A 16,210-nucleotide genomic window follows, 5' to 3' on the forward strand; every position below is an offset into this window, starting at 1 on the left:
TGTATTTTTACATTAAGTTAAAAACTTTAATTTAACCATAAATTCTTAATTTATTATGTCTAAAATCATGTTTGATTACACAAAATCAATATTAGAAAGAGTGAGTTTCGACCCGATACTTTTTTGCAAAGAGTTGGAAAAAGCTATTAAAACATTGTTACCCTACGAGATGGAACAATTACGAGAATGGTTATTTAATTTTATAATCGAAAAACCAGAATTACAGCAATGTGTATTAAGAGTAAACCTATAAATTTTAAAAAAAAGAATCTGTACAAGGTTCTTTTTTTTTGTTTTATAACGTAAATAGTATACTACAATCACTATTTTAAGTAAAAAAATATATAGTAGGAAACTTAGTAAGTGATATAAAAAAAAGTGTATTTAATCGATTTTTAGCGCACTTTATCTGTTTTTTTTATCTATAATCAATGCCATTAATCGATATATTTACAATTCCTTTTAATGAGATAATTTTTAAACCCTATTGTTATGTCTAGAATGATTTATGATTACACAAAAGAGGTACTTGAACGAGTGAGCTTTAACCCCGAGCTTTTTATTAAAGAGCTTAAAAAAGCAATTAGAAATTTATTGCCATACGAAATAGACCATTTAAGGAAATGGCTTTTATTCTTCACGAATGAAAAGCCAGAATTAAAAGAGTGTCTTTCTGTTATTGAATAGAGAATAAAAAAAAGGAACATTTTGAAATGTTCCTTTTTTTTATTTACTTTTTAGAGGGCTCACAATTTGCACATTTTGAAAAACAATAGCCCCTTTTATTACTCCGGCGATAGTAGTTCGCAGTGCGTCAATTATATGCATTTTCAATTCGCTTTTGGGGAAAATTAAGCTTACTTCGCGAGCTGGCTTAGGTTCTGCAAAATGGCGTAGTTTGACTTTGTCTGATTCTTTTAAATCTAAAGTATGCAAATAGGGAAGGAGCGTTGTTCCTAAACCTTCATCGGCTAGCTTTATTAAAGTTTCAAAACTTCCGCTTTCTATTTGAAAATGGCTAAATTCATTTTTTGGATTGTTTTTACATAAATTTAATATACCATCTCTGAAACAGTGACCATCTTGGAGCAAAAGGATTTCATCTAGATTTAAATCTGAAATAGTGATTTCTTCTTTTTTAAATTGCTGATGGCTTTCAGGAATGTAGGCGACAAAAGGTTCAAAATATAAAACTATTTCCTTGATTTTGTCCTCCAGCAGAGGAGTGGCTGCAATAGCAGCATCGAGATGACCATTATTTAGTTTAGTGATAATCTCCTCTGTATTTAACTCTTCTATTATCAGTTTAACTTTTGGATATTTCTTTATAAAATTATTTAAAAACATGGGAAGTAGTGTAGGCATAATTGTAGGGATTATTCCTAACCTGAATTCACCTCCCACAAATCCTTTTTGTTGCTCTACAATATCTTGGATTCGATCCGCTTCATTGACAATGTTCTTGGCTTGATTTACAATTTTTTGGCCAATATCAGTAAGCTGAATCGGTTTTTTAGAGCGATCAAATATTAAGATGCTTAATTCCTCTTCAATTTTTTGAATTTGCATACTTAATGTAGGTTGCGTGACAAAACATTTTTCTGCAGCTAAAGTGAAATTTTTATGTTCAGCAACAGCTAAAACATATTTTAATTGAGTGATTGTCATTTTTGATAGTATTTTACGATACAAATATAAAAACAATCAATTTAATTTATAGTGTGTTTTGTGCTTTTATTGGTTACTTTGTTGAAAATAACAACATGAAAACAAATATTTTAGGTCTACCAGTAAAAGAAACGGAAGAGATAGTAAGTGAACTAAATTCATTATTATCCAATTATCAAGTTTATTATCAGAACTTAAGAGGGATTCATTGGAATATCCGAGGAAAACGTTTTTTTGATTTGCATGTGAAATTTGAAGAATTGTACAATGATTCACAACTTAAGATTGATATGATAGCCGAACGTGTTTTAACATTAGGAGGCACTCCATTGCATACATTTGAGGATTATATTAAGCACAATAAAATAGTAGTTGGGAAAAATATTTCAAATGATGAAAAAGCAGTAAGTTTGATTGTTAGCTCATTGTCTCATCTGCTAGTGATAGAAAGACAGATTTTGAATAAATCAGCGGCGGTTAATGATGAAGGGTCGAACGCCATGATGAGTGACTTCATTGCGGAGCAAGAGAAAACAATATGGATGATGCAGGCTTGGTTAGAAGAATAAAGGAAGTCTTATTTCAGCTAGAATAATAAAAAGCCAGAATAGTACATAAGTACTATTCTGGTTTTTTATTAATGTTAAATTTTTACAAATTTTTTTTCAATAGTCGCTAATTGGTAAGTTAAATTATACTTTTACATTAATTAAATTTATAGGTTATATTAATGAAATTTATAGCTCGCATATTTTTATTTTTATTTATAGCTTTTCTATCAACGCCTGCCATAGTGACGATGATAGAGAAATCATGCGATACCTCTGTTTTTTTTAATGTGTCCGAAGAAGAACATGCTCAAAAAGAGATTAAGGTTTTTGCTTATTATACTGATATAGAACTTGGATTCTTATTAGGAAAGCACAACAAATCAAGTCTCATCCACTCTGAAAATCTCTCTAAACACGATAGGATTTCGGCCACTATATTTTCCCCTCCGCCTAACTTAACTTAATACTTTCGATTATATTTAAAAAAATTAACTGTCGCATTTATAAAAGTTATGGACAGTTTACTTATAAATTATTCTAGTATTATGACAAAAAAAATTAATCTTTTTGCCAACCTTAAATCTGATTTTGCATCTGGTTTAGTAGTTTTTTTGGTGGCGCTCCCCTTGTGTTTAGGGATAGCAATGGCCTCTGGTGCACCTTTATTTTCAGGAATCATCTCAGGAGTTATTGGAGGGATTGTAGTTGGTTTTTTGAGTAAGTCACATATTAGTGTTTCGGGGCCAGCAGCTGGTTTAACAGCAATTATTTTAACAGCAATTACGGATTTAGGTGCTTTTGATATCTTTTTAACAGCCGTTTTTATCTCGGGACTTATTCAGCTTGCTTTAGGGTTTATCAAAGCAGGGAGTATTTCAAATTATTTCCCCACCAATGTAATTGAAGGAATGCTTGCGGGTATTGGTATTATTATTATTCTAAAACAATTGCCGCATGCTTTTGGATATGATGCTGATTTTGAAGGAGATCAGTCTTTTGTTCAGAGAAATGGAGACAACTCATTCTCTTCTTTGTTCGAAGTTTTTAATCATGTTCAATTGGGTGCTATTATGATAACGGTAGTGTCATTAATTATATTGATTTCTTGGGATAAGGTTCCATTTTTAAAGAAATTAAAATTAGTCCCTGGTGCATTAATAGCAGTAATTTCGGGGATTGTATTGAATGAAATATTTATTAGTTCAGGTAGTTCTTTGGCTATTTCAAGTGAACATTTGGTTTCATTGCCAGTACCCACTTCTTTTGATGAATTAAAAGCGATTGTTGTGATACCTAATTTTTCAGGGTTTTTGAATCCAAAAGTTTGGGTCGTAGGACTAACAATTGCAATTGTCGCCTCGATTGAAACACTGTTATGCATCGAAGCTGCTGATAGAATGGATGTTCAAAAAAGATATACAGACACAAATGTTGAATTAAAAGCACAGGGTATAGGTAATATTTTAAGTTCGCTTATTGGCGGTTTACCCATGACATCTGTAGTGGTGCGCTCGTCGGCAAATAATAATGCAGGTGCTAAATCAAAGATGTCAGCGATTATTCATGGTATACTTTTATTAATAAGTGTGTTAGTTATACCTGTTGTTTTAAATAAAATCCCATTAGCAACATTAGCGACAATATTAATTTTAGTCGGATATAAACTAGCTAAACCAGCAACTTTTAAGCACTTTTGGGAAAAAGGAAAATATCAATTTATTCCTTTTGTCGCCACCCTAGTTGCGGTAGTAACAACTGATTTGCTTAAAGGAGTATTTTTAGGTATTATAATTAGTATTATTTTTATACTTAAAGGGAACTTAAAAAGAGCTTATAGTTTTAAGAAGGAAGAGTATGTTGACGGTGATATCATTCATATCGATCTAGCGCAAGAAGTATCTTTTTTAAATAAAGCTGCAATAAAAGCTACTTTAAACGATATCCCAGAGAATTCTAAAGTGATAATAAATGCCCACGATACGGTTTATATAGCTCATGACATCTTAGATTTGATTAGAGAGTTTAAAGAAACTAGAGCTGTCGATGAAAAGATTTCCGTAAAGTTAAAAGGATTTAAAAAAGCTTATGATCTAGTTAATAGTCCTGAGGTTGCTAATCATGTTTCCTTTGAGCATTATTATGATGTTGCCAAAAGAGTTATGGTTAAAAAAGAAATCGTAAAGTAAATTTTTTACGAATAGTTAGAAAAAAGAAATAGTCAATGTAATTCAAACCGGAAAAATTAGTTTCTTTACTACGTTATAAAGGTTTGAAACGAACTTAAGAATTTATAAAAGAAAATAAAATGAGTGATTTTTATAAAAAAATATTAGAGAACAATAAAGAGTGGGTTGAAAAAGCATTAGCTATAGACCCAAATTATTTTGAAGATTTAGCCAAAGGGCAAACACCACCATTATTGTGGATTGGTTGTTCAGACAGTCGTGTTCCTGCAAATGAAATTATTGGTGCTAAGCCAGGTGAGGTCTTTGTTCACAGAAATATCGCCAATATGGTAGTCCATTCAGATATGAACATGTTAAGTGTTTTAGATTATGCAGTTAATGTCTTAAAGGTAAAACATGTAATCGTATGTGGTCATTACGGATGTGGAGGAGTTAAAGCAGCTATGAGCAATCAGTCCATTGGTATTATCGATAACTGGATTCGTCATATTAAAGATGTTTACCGTCTGCATAACATCTATCTAGATTCTATTGAGGATGATACGGAACGGTTTAATACTTTTGTCGAGATCAATGCTAAAGAGCAGGTTTTTGATTTGTCTAAAACCTCAATCGTGCAGGCGGCATGGAAAAACGGACAAGATTTAAGTATTCACGGTTGGGTTTACGGTTTAAATTCAGGTTTTGTGACTGACTTAAAGGTTAATATTAGTTCCAACAAAGATTTGGACGAAGTTTTTCAATTACAGTTTTAAAAAAAAAATCGCCATATGGCGATTTTTTTTTAGTCTATATCTAAATTTTCATTGAAGGCCGACGGCAGTAATTTTGGAATAAATTTAATCAGGATAGGCAATAGCAAGCTACCACCAGGGAGTAAAAATATAGTTAGTGACGGAATGGTTTTACAAATTTCCAACAGCTGCTTTTTTACTTTTTTCTTTTCTTTTTCATCCAAATCTCTCCTTGTGGAAATTCCTAAAAGTATCATCAAATCTCTACTTTGAACAATTTCTTTGACCAGCCTGTTTTTATTTCTTGTAATCAATGTGATGACGCTTTGAGTCGTTTGATCATAAAAATGCTTAACAGGATTCGAATAGTTGAAATAAGGAATTTCACTTTTATGTTTTGTGATAAAAACATCAGTGTTATTGATACTCTCCATTACAAACGCGTCAGGAACTGCAATTAGTTCTGCTAATTTATGTAAAAAATAAGCTTCTTCATTTTCAAGATTTCCATCGCTCCAAAGTGCCATTCCTGCCATATCAATTAGATAATATTTTTCTAATTCAGACTCAAAATAGGTCAGATTAAGTTCTTCCAAATTTTGGACACTTACTTTTGAGAATTTACTATAGCGCACTGAGGCTTCAAACAACTTAATTAATAAATCGTCGTATTTAGATTTATTGGATTTAGTTTTCAAAGAAAGAGAAACAATGCTAATAACTGCTTCCTCTATCTTTTTTAGGTATTTTTCTGGAATTGCACCATGAATTAAATATTGGCGAAAAGCCAAAACATCGATAAAAAGTAAAGCGTTAGTTACAATATGAGAAAAGTTTTTACTGATGATGTCAAAGTTAGTTTGAACTCGATCATCAATTATTTTTTCTAAATTTAAGGAAGGTGGACTGTCAGGTAATATTTTTTTCAACAAATTATACCCTTGAGGAGTCATTTCATTATAAAACTCTAAAGCTTTAGACAGGAAATTATCAGGATTATTATCACGGGTAGTTAATCCATAAATAGCATAAAGTGTATTTAACAGGGCGACTTTTGGGATTTCATTTTGAACCCAACCTTTCGTTATTATAGGGACGGTCGTTTCAAATGAGACAATGTGACCGTATATGAATCCTGTTTTTCTAATATTGGTGTAAAACAAATCAGGACTGAGGTAAACAATTTGTTCCTTGGTTTTTTGTTTTGTAAAATACTTATCTATCCAACCGGATGCTGAAGGGTTAATCATTGTGTGATTTTAATAGTACAAAGCTATGTTATTTTATGGTTCTGTAACTATATTAAAATAGGCATGCAGCTATTTTAATATAGCTGCATGCGCATCTTTGTTATTAATTACTTGATAATTGCTGAACAGGCTACTCTTGCTCCGGCATCACCGGAAGGTTGAGAAATAAAATCGTCAGTTCCTTCATGTACAATCAATCCTTTTCCTAGAATATCTTTTGTAGGATCTCCTGAACCGATATTCCATTCATCAGTAGTCAATGTTATGGTTCCATTACCTTTAGCATCAGCGGTAAAGTTTCCTATGTCTCCTTTATGGTATTCACCAACACCCCATTTCCCGTGTTTCTTAAAAGTAGGATTCCAATGTCCTCCAGCGGAACTTCCATCTGCAGCAGAACAATCTGATTTTTCATGGATATGAATGGCATGAATTCCCGGTTTTAATCCTGCTAATTTTGCAACGAAAGTCACTTTGCCATTTTTCTCAATAAAAGTGGCTGTACCCGAAACATTACTGTTACTTTTTGCTTCAAAAGCAATTACCAATTTTTTAGAATCACTTGAGCCACTATTTGTTTTACAACCAATAAGAACGGCAATTATTAAGCCGATTGAAAATATTATTTTTTTCATGATAGTATATGTTTTAAAAATATTATATAAAATTACGTATAAAATTATGATCCGTAAATTAAATTAATATTAAATTTTTTATTTGGATTATCTTACAAATTAAATAAATGCATAAATGATTGCTTTTATTCAAGAATTAGAATAGAATATTTGAATAGTTTTCACTCACAATAATAGACTTATTAAAATATAAATGTCTCTTTTTAGCAATGTACACGTTTTTTTAATAGTCACGAGACTCTTTTTTGGCCAAGTAGTCTTCCAAATAAGTTTTTGGAATACATTGTTAACGGTTTATAATGAACTTTTTAATATAAAAATTGAAAATTGCTCACTAATTTCTTTTTATAGTTGTGTTATTCTCTGTTATTATTTCCATTGTGTATTTTTAAGTGGTAACGGCTCTTTTTTCACTAGATTTGCACTCCAATATTTTGCTTTTAAAAGACTGTTTTTATTAAACAGGTTGACACTGATTAGAGATCCTTAATCATTTACTCATTTAAAGTTTTTTATATATCCTCTAAGGCATTATGTCCTCAGTTTTTACTGTGCTTTTGTAATATAATTCTATTACAAAAGTATCAAGGTTAGTATTTAACCTTGTTTTAATGGCCATCGTACATTAAGTTATGCTTAATGAATTTTACAGAAGCTTATACGTTTTATGCTGTTATTCTAATATGGAATACATAAGGCGATTATTTTTAATACTATAGACAATAATTGTTTATAGTTAACCCTATTTATGAATTATGAATAAATTATTACATTTTTTAGAACAGAAATATAATTTTAAAACAGACTTTACGAGGTCTGTAGCTTTACCAAGTTTAACTATAATTATAGCCATATCTATATTTTGTGGTTTTTTTCCAACTGAAGCCGAAGAATTCTTTAATCAAGTTAAGGCTGTTATTTTTAAAAATTTAGGTTGGTTGTATGTTTTGATAGTTACCGTTTTTGTACTGTTTCTTATAGGTGTAGCCATTAGTAAATTTGGCAAAATTAAATTAGGCGCAGATGATACTAAACCCGAGTATTCCTTCTTCTCTTGGGTTGCGATGCTTTTTGCAGCAGGAATGGGGATTGGTTTGATGTATTTTGGTGTAGCCGAAACGATGGCTCACTATGCTAATCCAGCGATTAGTAATCTTGATGAAAGTTTAAGAGCTAAAGAAGCACAACTGTATACCTTTTTCCATTGGGGATTTCATGCTTGGTCCATATATGGAGTGGTGGGTCTTTCCATGGCTTATTTTGCATACCGTCATAACTTGCCCTTGGCGATTAGAAGTGGTTTTTATCCTATGTTGAAAGATAAGATTCACGGTAGATTTGGAAATATTGTTGATGTTTTTGCTTTATGCAGTACTTTTTTTGGTATTGCTACGACCTTAGGTTTTGGAGTACTTCAATTAAGCGCAGGACTTCAAAGTTTGGGAGTTATTCCAAATACTAATTTTAAGTACCAAGTTGGTATTGTTGTTATAGTGATGGTTATTGCTATTATATCGGCTACTAGTGGTTTAGGGAAAGGGGTGAAGAAGTTAAGTGAAATAAACATTATAATGGCTACTTTATTAATGCTTTTTGTTTTAATAGCTGGACCAACGATTTATATATTAAGTACGCTAACAGAAGGAATAGGTCACTACGTTAGTAATTTTATGTCGCTTACATTCAATACATATGCCTTTGAGAAAGACAGTCAGGAATGGTTCTCTAATTGGACAATTCTATACTGGGCTTGGTGGATATCATGGGCTCCTTATGTAGGTTTATTTATTGCAAAAATCTCAAAAGGACGTACGATACGTGAATTTATATTAGCTGTTTTATTTATTCCAGCACTTTTTAATTTTGTTTGGATGACTATTTTTGGAAGTAGTGCGATATGGATTGATGAATTTGTTGCGCATGGTGCTTTGAGTGAGTTTGCAAATAATTCAGATACCTTGTTGTTTAATTTTTTCAGTTACTTTCCACTGACAAGTTTGCTTAATGTTTTATCGATTGCAATTATTTGTGTTTTCTTTATTACATCTGCTGATTCAGGGATTTTCATAATGAATGGAATTTCTTCTAAAGGAGCGGCTAATTCACCAAAATGGCAAAATGCTTTTTGGGGTGGGTTACTTACTATCGTTTCGTTGAGTTTATTGAGTTCAGGAGGTTTAGCCTCTTTGCAAACCATGACATTGGTAACTGCTTTACCGTTTGGTATTATCATGTTATTGTTGTGTGTTAATTTGTGGAAGGCTTTAATGGCAGATAATGAGTATAGTACTAGTAAGTATTCTCATGGAAGTTTAAATTGGAATGATTACCATTGGAAAGTTCGATTGGAAAAAATACTTACTTATTCACAAAAGAAAGATATAAAGAAATTTTTGAATGAAACCGTTCGGGTTTCATTTGAGGAATTGGTAAAAGAATTGGAGAAAAATAAAATTGAAGCTGGTATTCTCTACAATACAACTCCAAATAATTCTATTGAATTGGTAATCAAACACGATCAGTTGCGTAATTTTATTTATGGTGTTATGGCACAGCCCCAAACAATTTCGGAAACCTTAATTAATGAACAAAACACACCTAACATTGACTCAGATACTGTCTTTTTACCTATTTCTTATTTTGGAGATCACCGTATGGGCTATGATATTCAATATTTGAGTAAGGATGAAATTATATCAGATGTACTAAGAGAATATCAGCGTTTCTTAACCTTAGGGTCTGATGGCATGCATGATTTATTGATGAAACCCAATTGATTAAAACACAAAGTGTATAAGTAGCAAAAACCGCAATCATCAATGATGATTGCGGTTTTTTTAAACAAACAAATTTAACTAAAAACTATCTTAATGCTTAGAAGCAATATTCATTTTCTGCTACTAATTTAGATGTAATAGTTTCTCTTAATGCAACAATATTTGGCATATTAGCGTATTTAGTGAAACGTCTTAAACCCATAAGCATCATGCGTTGTTCATCCCCTTCTACGAATGAAATAACACTTTCTTTCCCTTTTTGTGTAACGATATCTACTGCTTGGTACAAGTATAATTTTGCCATTGCAATTTGCTCTTGTACTTTGTCTTCACCTTCTTTTTTAGCTAATTTCTCAGTTCTAAGGATAGTACTTTCTGCCATGTAAATTTCGATTAACATATCTGAAGCAGCCATTAAAATTTGTTGGTGAGAGTCTAATTCAGTTCCGAATTTTTGAACTGCACTACCAGCAACCATTAAGAAAGCTTTTTTCAATTTAACGATCATTTCTTTTTCTTCAGCAAATAACTGTGAGTAATCTGGAGTTTCAAAAGAAGGAATGCCCATTAATTCCTCACCTACTTTTGTAGCAGGACCTAATAAATCAACATGACCTTTCATTGCTTTTTTAATCAACATTCCTACAGATAACATTCTGTTGATTTCGTTAGTACCTTCATAGATACGAGCGATACGAGCATCTCTCCAAGCACTTTCCATTGGAGTATCTTCAGAGAATCCCATTCCTCCATAAATTTGGATACCTTCATCAGCACAGCTTTGTACATCTTCAGAAACAGCCACTTTTAAGATGGAACATTCAATAGCGTATTCTTCAACACCTTTCAATTCAGCTTCTTGATGAGAACATCCTTCTGCTTCGCGAGCCGTGATTCTATCTTCAATATTTTTTGCAGCTCTGTAAGAAGCACTTTCATCTGCATAACAGTTCGTAGCCATTTCTGCTAATTTAGAACGGATAGCACCAAATTCTGCAATAGGAGTTTTAAATTGTACTCTTTCGTTTGCATATTTCACTGAATTGGAAATTACTCTTCTTTGTGCATCTAGACATGCTGCTGCCAGTTTAATACGGCCCACATTCAAAGCGTTCATCGCTATTTTGAAGCCATTTCCTCTATCAGAAAGCATGTTTTCAACAGGAACTTTTGTTTCATTAAAGAATACCTGACGAGTAGAAGAAGCACGAATACCTAATTTGTGTTCCTCTTCACCCATTGAAATTCCGTTGTCATCAGAGTTTTCTAAGATAAAACCAGTGATGTTTTTATCATCTCCAATACGTGCAAAAACGATAAACAAAGAACAGAAACCTGCATTAGAGATCCACATTTTTTGTCCAGTGATCGAATAATATTTTCCGTCTTCTGATAAAACTGCTTTAGTTTTTCCTGAATTAGCATCAGATCCTGCGCCTGGTTCAGTCAAACAATATGCACCAAACCACTCACCTGAAGCTAATTTAGGAACATATTTTTGTTTTTGTTCTTCAGTACCATATAAAGTAATTGGCATAGTACCAATTCCTGTATGTGCTCCAAAAGCAGTTGAAAAAGATCCCGTAGCACCAGAAATGTAATCACAAACTAACATTGTTGATACAAATCCCATTCCTAATCCACCGTAAGCTTCAGGAACAGCAACTCCTAAAAGACCTAAATCTCCGGCTTTTTTCATGCACTCTTCTGTGTAAGCATAATCCTTTTTCTCAAAACGATCTTTGTGTGCCCATAATTCTTTGTCTACGAACTCTTTTACAGAGTCACGCATCATTAATTGTTCTTCCGAAAAATCCTCAGGAGTGAAGATGTCTTCGCACTTAGTTTCTTTTACGATGAATTGTCCACCTCTAGTTACGTCGCTCATTTTTTGTTATTTTAAAAGATAATTTTTATTTTTTTTATAATCTAAATTCCTCCTTCGTTGGAAAGACAAAAGGAGTGGAATTACTGTCTACATCAATTCGTAAACCCCAGCACTTCCTTGACCTGTTCCTACACACATGCTAACAATACCGTATTTGTCACCACGACGTTTCATTTCGTCAAATAATTGAACTGACAATTTAGCTCCAGTACATCCCAGTGGGTGTCCCATTGCTATTGCACCACCATTAACGTTCACGATATCTGGATTTAATCCTAATTCACGGATAACCGCAAGTGACTGTGAGGCAAAAGCTTCGTTTAATTCAATTAAACCGATATCATTTAGAGATAATCCAGCTTGTTTCAACACTTTTGGTATCGCTTTTACAGGTCCTATTCCCATTATTCTAGGTTCAACTCCTGCAGAAGCAAAGTTTACTAATCTTGCGATAGGTTCAAGATTAAGTTCTTTTACCATTTCTTCACTCATAACAAGTACAAAAGCAGCACCATCACTCATTTGTGAGGAGTTACCAGCTGTTACACTTCCACCAGCTTCAAAAACAGGTCTTAAACTAGCCAAACCTTCAATTGTCGTGCCAGCTCTAGGTCCTTCATCTTTGTTTACTATGTAAGATTTAGTTTCTTTTTTGCCATTTTCATTGATAAACGTTTGCTCTACTGTAATAGGAACAATTTGCTTATCAAATTTACCTTCTGCTTGTGCTTTCAAAGCTTTCATTTGCGAGTTATAAGCAAACTCATCTTGGTCTTCTCTGGAAACCTTAAATTGCTGTGCAACTGCTTCGGCTGTTAGACCCATTCCCCAGTAGTAGTCTTCGTTTCCTGCTTTTGCAACAGCATAATCCGGAGTTGGCTTGTAACCTCCCATCGGAATAAAACTCATGCTTTCAGCACCACCAGCAATAATACAATGTGCCATTCCTGACTGTATTTTAGCTGTAGCCATTCCTATTGTTTCTAATCCAGATGCACAGTATCTGTTTACAGTTACTCCAGGAACATCTTCGATTTTTAATCCCATCAAAGAGATTAAACGTCCCACATTAAGTCCTTGTTCTGCCTCAGGCATGGCATTTCCTACCATAACATCATCAATACGAGTTTTGTCAAAATGGGGCAATTCATTCATCATGAATTGAATAGTTTCTGCTGCTAACTCATCAGGTCTTTTAAATCTGAACACCCCTTTAGGAGCTTTTCCTACGGCTGTTCTGTATGCTTTTACTATATAGGCTGTTTTCATTTTTTTAGTTTCTTAGCGGTTTCCCTTTGGTTAACATAAATTGGATTCTTTCCAATGTTTTTCTTTCCGTACAAAGTGATAAGAATGCTTCACGTTCCAGATCCAATAGGTATTGTTCTGATACTAATGTGGCCTCAGATAAATCACCACCAGCCATTACATAAGCTAGTTTGTTAGCAATCTTCTTGTCGTGTTCAGAAATGTATTTTCCAGCTTCCATTTGGTCTGTTCCTACTAAGAACATTCCTAATGCTTGTTTTCCTAGTACTTTTACGTCTTTTCTGTGGATTGGTTGTGTATATCCTGCTTCTGCCATTAATAAAGCATGTTTCTTAGCTTCGGCGATTTGACGGTCTTTGTTTACAACAATAATATCTTTTCCTTGTTGTAATAAACCAGAATCAAAAGCTTCATAACCAGAAGTTGATACTTTTGCCATAGCGATTGTCAAGAAATATTCTTGCAATACATTTAGCTCAACATCGTTTTTATGGAATAAATCAGAAGCTCTTAAAGCCATTTCTTTAGAACCACCACCACCTGGTATAACTCCTACTCCAAATTCTACTAATCCCATGTACGTTTCCGCTGCCGCAACAACTTTGTCCGCATGTAAACTCATTTCGCAACCACCACCAAAAGTCATTCCATGAGGCGCAACTACTACTGGAATTCCAGAATAACGCACACGCATCATAGTATCTTGGAAAGTTTTGATTGCCATGTTAAGCTCATCATACTCTTGCTCAACCGCCATCATAAATATCATTCCGATATTAGCACCTACAGAGAAATTTGCTGCTTGGTTTCCAATAACAAGACCTTGATATTCTTTTTCAGATAAATCGATTGCTTTGTTGATGGCTTGTAAAACGTCACCACCAATTGTATTCATTTTAGACTGGAATTCTAAATTTAGTATTCCATCTCCTAAATCTTGTATAATTGCACCACTATTACTCCAAACTTTTTTGCTTTCGCGAATGTTGTTCAAGATTATAAATGAATCTTGTCCTGGAATTTTAGTTTGTGCTTTAGTTGGAATGTTGTAGAAAAAAGTAGCACCTTCTTTTACGGTGTAAAAACTTTTACTTCCTGCAGCTAACATGTCATTTACCCATGCAGCAGGAGCAAGGCCTTCCGCTTTCATGATCTCAATCCCTTTTTCAACACCAATGGCAGCCCAAATTTCGAATGGACCATTTTCCCAACCGAAACCAGCTTTCATAGCATCGTCGATTTTATATAATTCATCTGATATTTCTGGAATTCTATTGGATACATAAGCAAACATACCAGCAAAACTCTTACGGTAAAATTCACCTGCTTTGTCTTTTCCTTTTACCAAAACTTTAAAACGATCAATAGGTTTGTCAATTGATTTAGTCATTTCTAAAGTGGCAAAAGAAGCTTTTTTAGCCGGACGGTATTCTAAAGTATTTAAATCTAAAGTTAGAATATCTTTTCCTTCTTTTTTATAAAAACCTTGGCCTGTTTTACTACCTAACCATTTATTCTCCATCATTTTGTTAACAAACTCTGGAAGTTTAAATAAGTCATGTTGCTCATCAGCAGGGCAGTTTTCATAGATACCGTTTGCAACGTGTACCAATGTATCAAGACCTACTACATCAACAGTTCTAAAAGTAGCTGATTTTGGTCGGCCAATAACTGGACCTGTTAATTTATCTACTTCTTCAATAGTTAATCCCATTTCTTTAACCAAATGGAACAAACTTTGAATACCATAAATTCCAACACGGTTTCCAATAAAAGCAGGAGTATCTTTAGCTACAACCGAAGTTTTTCCTAAAAATTTCTCTCCATATACAGTAAGGAAATCCAATACTTCTGATGAAGTTTGTGGGCCAGGAATAATTTCGAATAATTTTAAGTAACGTGCAGGGTTAAAAAAGTGAGTCCCGCAGAAGTTTTTCTGAAAATCTTCAGATCTTCCTTCACTCATAAAGTGAATAGGAATTCCTGATGTATTTGAAGTAATCAAAGTACCCGGTTTGCGGTATTTTTCTACTTGTTCAAATACTAATTTTTTGATGTCTAATCTTTCTACAACAACTTCGATAATCCAATCAACGTTAGCAATTTTTGCCATATCGTCGGTGGTGTTTCCAGTTGTAATTCGGTCAGCGAATTTTTGAGTGTAGATAGGAGCCGGTTTTGACTTTAAAGCATTATTTAAATGCTCATTTACCAAACGGTTGCGAACGATTTTACTCTCTAATGTCAGTCCTTTTTTTGTTTCGGCCTCAGTAAGTTCTCTAGGAACGATATCGAGAAGTAAAACTTCGACACCAATATTGGCAAAATGGCAAGCAATTCCCGAACCCATAATTCCGGATCCGATTACTGCAACTTTTTTAATTGTGCGTTTCATTGTCTATTTTTTCAGTTTGATTAAATATATTCTTATTTTGAATTAATTCGTTGATGGTCTCTGAGACTTCAATAAAATGTTGTAATTTTTCATCCGTAATGTGACTTTTGACAGTGTCATTGAATTTTAAAACAGTATTTTTTGATAAATCTCTTTTTTCTTTACCTAACTCAGTCAAGTAAATTAAGACACCACGACCATCATCTGGATTTTTCTTTCGAATGATTAAACCTTTTTCTTCCATAGATTTTAAGGTTCTGGTAAGACTTGTAGCCTCCATTCCCATTTTAGGTCCTAAGGAGGTAGAAGGGGTTCCTACATTTTTATCCATACTCAACAAAGCAAAACCTGTTGCCATTGTGGCACCGTACTTAGAAGCTTCTTCATTGTACATTCTTGAAACGGCTTGCCAAGTCGCTCTTAATATATAATCTATTGTTTTGTCTTTCATATGGTACGTTATCGATTTCAAATATAATAAAAAAAATACTATGCACGCATAATAAATTAATTTATTTTTGTTAAAAATTTATGATTACAAAAAAAATCCATAAAATTGGAGCGTTTTATTTTGGAAAACAGCTAATTATCAATAGTATTGTTAAAGCTTGTCCAGTGACAAGGGCAATTGAAGCTCCTGTTCAAGCATGTGTATTAGTAAAATAAGAAGATCAAAAGTTAGGTTTTCGTAATTCATGTGCGGGCTAGAACACACAGAAGTTTGCCGATAAACTAAAGAAAAATCCAATTGTAGCTCCTATTTGTAAAACTATGATAGGGTTCTTAATTATAGAAATCCAATTCAAAATATAAGAATCCAAGAAATCAAAATTTAAGCTTCCTAACAGTTTAAAAGA

The 16,210-nt window shown here is 33.2% G+C and carries 14 protein-coding genes; 7 read left to right on the forward strand and 7 right to left on the reverse strand.

Going from position 1 to position 16,210, the window contains the following annotated elements:
- Positions 1-55 precede the first annotated feature (55 nt).
- Together AC4PRO_RS01010 and AC4PRO_RS01015 are read left to right on the forward strand one after the other, a co-directional pair.
- On the forward strand, positions 56-253 hold the full coding sequence (locus AC4PRO_RS01010; protein ID WP_492115959.1) for a hypothetical protein: 198 nt from the start codon (positions 56-58) through the stop codon (positions 251-253).
- 239 nt (positions 254-492) lie between these two features.
- Positions 493-687, forward strand: a complete 195-nt coding sequence (locus tag AC4PRO_RS01015) for a hypothetical protein (protein ID WP_492115960.1) — start codon at positions 493-495, stop codon at positions 685-687.
- A 39-nt stretch (positions 688-726) separates the two neighbouring features.
- Here AC4PRO_RS01015 and AC4PRO_RS01020 read toward each other — a convergent pair whose 3' ends face one another.
- Positions 727-1,668 carry a LysR substrate-binding domain-containing protein gene (locus tag AC4PRO_RS01020; protein WP_074723057.1) on the reverse strand — a complete coding sequence of 314 codons (942 nt, stop codon included), beginning with the start codon at positions 1,666-1,668 and terminating at the stop codon, positions 727-729.
- Between the two features lie 95 nt (positions 1,669-1,763).
- Here AC4PRO_RS01020 and AC4PRO_RS01025 point away from each other — a divergent pair, with 95 nt between their 5' ends.
- The 4 genes from AC4PRO_RS01025 (at position 1,764) to can (ending at position 5,160) form a co-directional block, all read left to right on the forward strand.
- Positions 1,764-2,237 (forward strand): Dps family protein, encoded by a 474-nt coding sequence (locus AC4PRO_RS01025; RefSeq protein ID WP_492116024.1) that lies wholly within the window; start codon positions 1,764-1,766, stop codon positions 2,235-2,237.
- 230 nt (positions 2,238-2,467) lie between these two features.
- Positions 2,468-2,683, forward strand: coding sequence for a hypothetical protein (locus AC4PRO_RS01030; protein WP_492115961.1), 216 nt, complete (start codon positions 2,468-2,470; stop codon positions 2,681-2,683).
- 81 nt (positions 2,684-2,764) lie between these two features.
- The gene (locus tag AC4PRO_RS01035; RefSeq protein ID WP_074723211.1) at positions 2,765-4,405 is read left to right on the forward strand and encodes a SulP family inorganic anion transporter; all 1,641 of its coding nucleotides are present in this window, start codon (positions 2,765-2,767) and stop codon (positions 4,403-4,405) included.
- A 119-nt stretch (positions 4,406-4,524) separates the two neighbouring features.
- Entirely contained in the window at positions 4,525-5,160 is a 636-nt protein-coding gene (gene can, locus AC4PRO_RS01040) for a carbonate dehydratase (RefSeq protein ID WP_074723055.1), read from the forward strand.
- A 29-nt stretch (positions 5,161-5,189) separates the two neighbouring features.
- Here can and AC4PRO_RS01045 read toward each other — a convergent pair whose 3' ends face one another.
- Together AC4PRO_RS01045 and AC4PRO_RS01050 are read right to left on the reverse strand one after the other, a co-directional pair.
- Positions 5,190-6,389, reverse strand: coding sequence for an LETM1-related biofilm-associated protein (locus AC4PRO_RS01045; RefSeq protein WP_492115962.1), 1,200 nt, complete (start codon positions 6,387-6,389; stop codon positions 5,190-5,192).
- A 107-nt stretch (positions 6,390-6,496) separates the two neighbouring features.
- Entirely contained in the window at positions 6,497-7,024 is a 528-nt protein-coding gene (locus AC4PRO_RS01050) for a superoxide dismutase family protein (RefSeq protein WP_074723053.1), read from the reverse strand.
- Between the two features lie 755 nt (positions 7,025-7,779).
- Between AC4PRO_RS01050 and AC4PRO_RS01055 the strand changes: the two genes are divergently transcribed.
- Complete coding sequence (locus AC4PRO_RS01055; protein ID WP_492115963.1) at positions 7,780-9,801, forward strand: BCCT family transporter; 2,022 nt, start codon at positions 7,780-7,782, stop codon at positions 9,799-9,801.
- Positions 9,802-9,898: 97 nt separating this feature from the next.
- On the opposite strand, the gene AC4PRO_RS01060 is transcribed toward AC4PRO_RS01055, so the two are convergent.
- The 4 genes from AC4PRO_RS01060 to AC4PRO_RS01075 all read right to left on the reverse strand — a co-directional run bounded on the left by AC4PRO_RS01060 (position 9,899) and on the right by AC4PRO_RS01075 (position 15,804).
- On the reverse strand, positions 9,899-11,689 hold the full coding sequence (locus AC4PRO_RS01060; RefSeq protein ID WP_074723051.1) for an acyl-CoA dehydrogenase FadE: 1,791 nt from the start codon (positions 11,687-11,689) through the stop codon (positions 9,899-9,901).
- A gap of 87 nt (positions 11,690-11,776) precedes the next feature.
- The gene (locus AC4PRO_RS01065; RefSeq protein WP_074723050.1) at positions 11,777-12,958 is read right to left on the reverse strand and encodes an acetyl-CoA C-acyltransferase; all 1,182 of its coding nucleotides are present in this window, start codon (positions 12,956-12,958) and stop codon (positions 11,777-11,779) included.
- Positions 12,959-12,962: 4 nt separating this feature from the next.
- Positions 12,963-15,353 (reverse strand): 3-hydroxyacyl-CoA dehydrogenase/enoyl-CoA hydratase family protein, encoded by a 2,391-nt coding sequence (locus tag AC4PRO_RS01070; protein WP_492115964.1) that lies wholly within the window; start codon positions 15,351-15,353, stop codon positions 12,963-12,965.
- The gene (locus AC4PRO_RS01075) at positions 15,337-15,804 is read right to left on the reverse strand and encodes a MarR family winged helix-turn-helix transcriptional regulator (protein ID WP_074723048.1); all 468 of its coding nucleotides are present in this window, start codon (positions 15,802-15,804) and stop codon (positions 15,337-15,339) included. Before AC4PRO_RS01075 ends, AC4PRO_RS01070 begins: the two co-directional genes overlap by 17 nt.
- Positions 15,805-16,210 lie beyond the last annotated feature (406 nt).

Source organism: Flavobacterium sp. DW-iso2 (assembly GCF_058725285.1).

Excerpts from the sequence above, each read along its gene's own strand:
- AC4PRO_RS01010 (WP_492115959.1), top strand. The coding sequence starts at position 56 with ATGTCTAAAATCATGTTTGATTACACAAAATCAATATTAGAAAGAGTG.
- AC4PRO_RS01015 (WP_492115960.1), top strand. The coding sequence starts at position 493 with ATGTCTAGAATGATTTATGATTACACAAAAGAGGTACTTGAACGAGTG.
- AC4PRO_RS01020 (WP_074723057.1), bottom strand. The coding sequence starts at position 1,668 with ATGACAATCACTCAATTAAAATATGTTTTAGCTGTTGCTGAACATAAA.
- AC4PRO_RS01025 (WP_492116024.1), top strand. The coding sequence starts at position 1,764 with ATGAAAACAAATATTTTAGGTCTACCAGTAAAAGAAACGGAAGAGATA.
- AC4PRO_RS01030 (WP_492115961.1), top strand. The coding sequence starts at position 2,468 with ATGATAGAGAAATCATGCGATACCTCTGTTTTTTTTAATGTGTCCGAA.
- AC4PRO_RS01035 (WP_074723211.1), top strand. The coding sequence starts at position 2,765 with ATGACAAAAAAAATTAATCTTTTTGCCAACCTTAAATCTGATTTTGCA.
- can (WP_074723055.1), top strand. The coding sequence starts at position 4,525 with ATGAGTGATTTTTATAAAAAAATATTAGAGAACAATAAAGAGTGGGTT.
- AC4PRO_RS01045 (WP_492115962.1), bottom strand. The coding sequence starts at position 6,389 with ATGATTAACCCTTCAGCATCCGGTTGGATAGATAAGTATTTTACAAAA.
- AC4PRO_RS01050 (WP_074723053.1), bottom strand. The coding sequence starts at position 7,024 with ATGAAAAAAATAATATTTTCAATCGGCTTAATAATTGCCGTTCTTATT.
- AC4PRO_RS01055 (WP_492115963.1), top strand. The coding sequence starts at position 7,780 with ATGAATAAATTATTACATTTTTTAGAACAGAAATATAATTTTAAAACA.
- AC4PRO_RS01060 (WP_074723051.1), bottom strand. The coding sequence starts at position 11,689 with ATGAGCGACGTAACTAGAGGTGGACAATTCATCGTAAAAGAAACTAAG.
- AC4PRO_RS01065 (WP_074723050.1), bottom strand. The coding sequence starts at position 12,958 with ATGAAAACAGCCTATATAGTAAAAGCATACAGAACAGCCGTAGGAAAA.
- AC4PRO_RS01070 (WP_492115964.1), bottom strand. The coding sequence starts at position 15,353 with ATGAAACGCACAATTAAAAAAGTTGCAGTAATCGGATCCGGAATTATG.
- AC4PRO_RS01075 (WP_074723048.1), bottom strand. The coding sequence starts at position 15,804 with ATGAAAGACAAAACAATAGATTATATATTAAGAGCGACTTGGCAAGCC.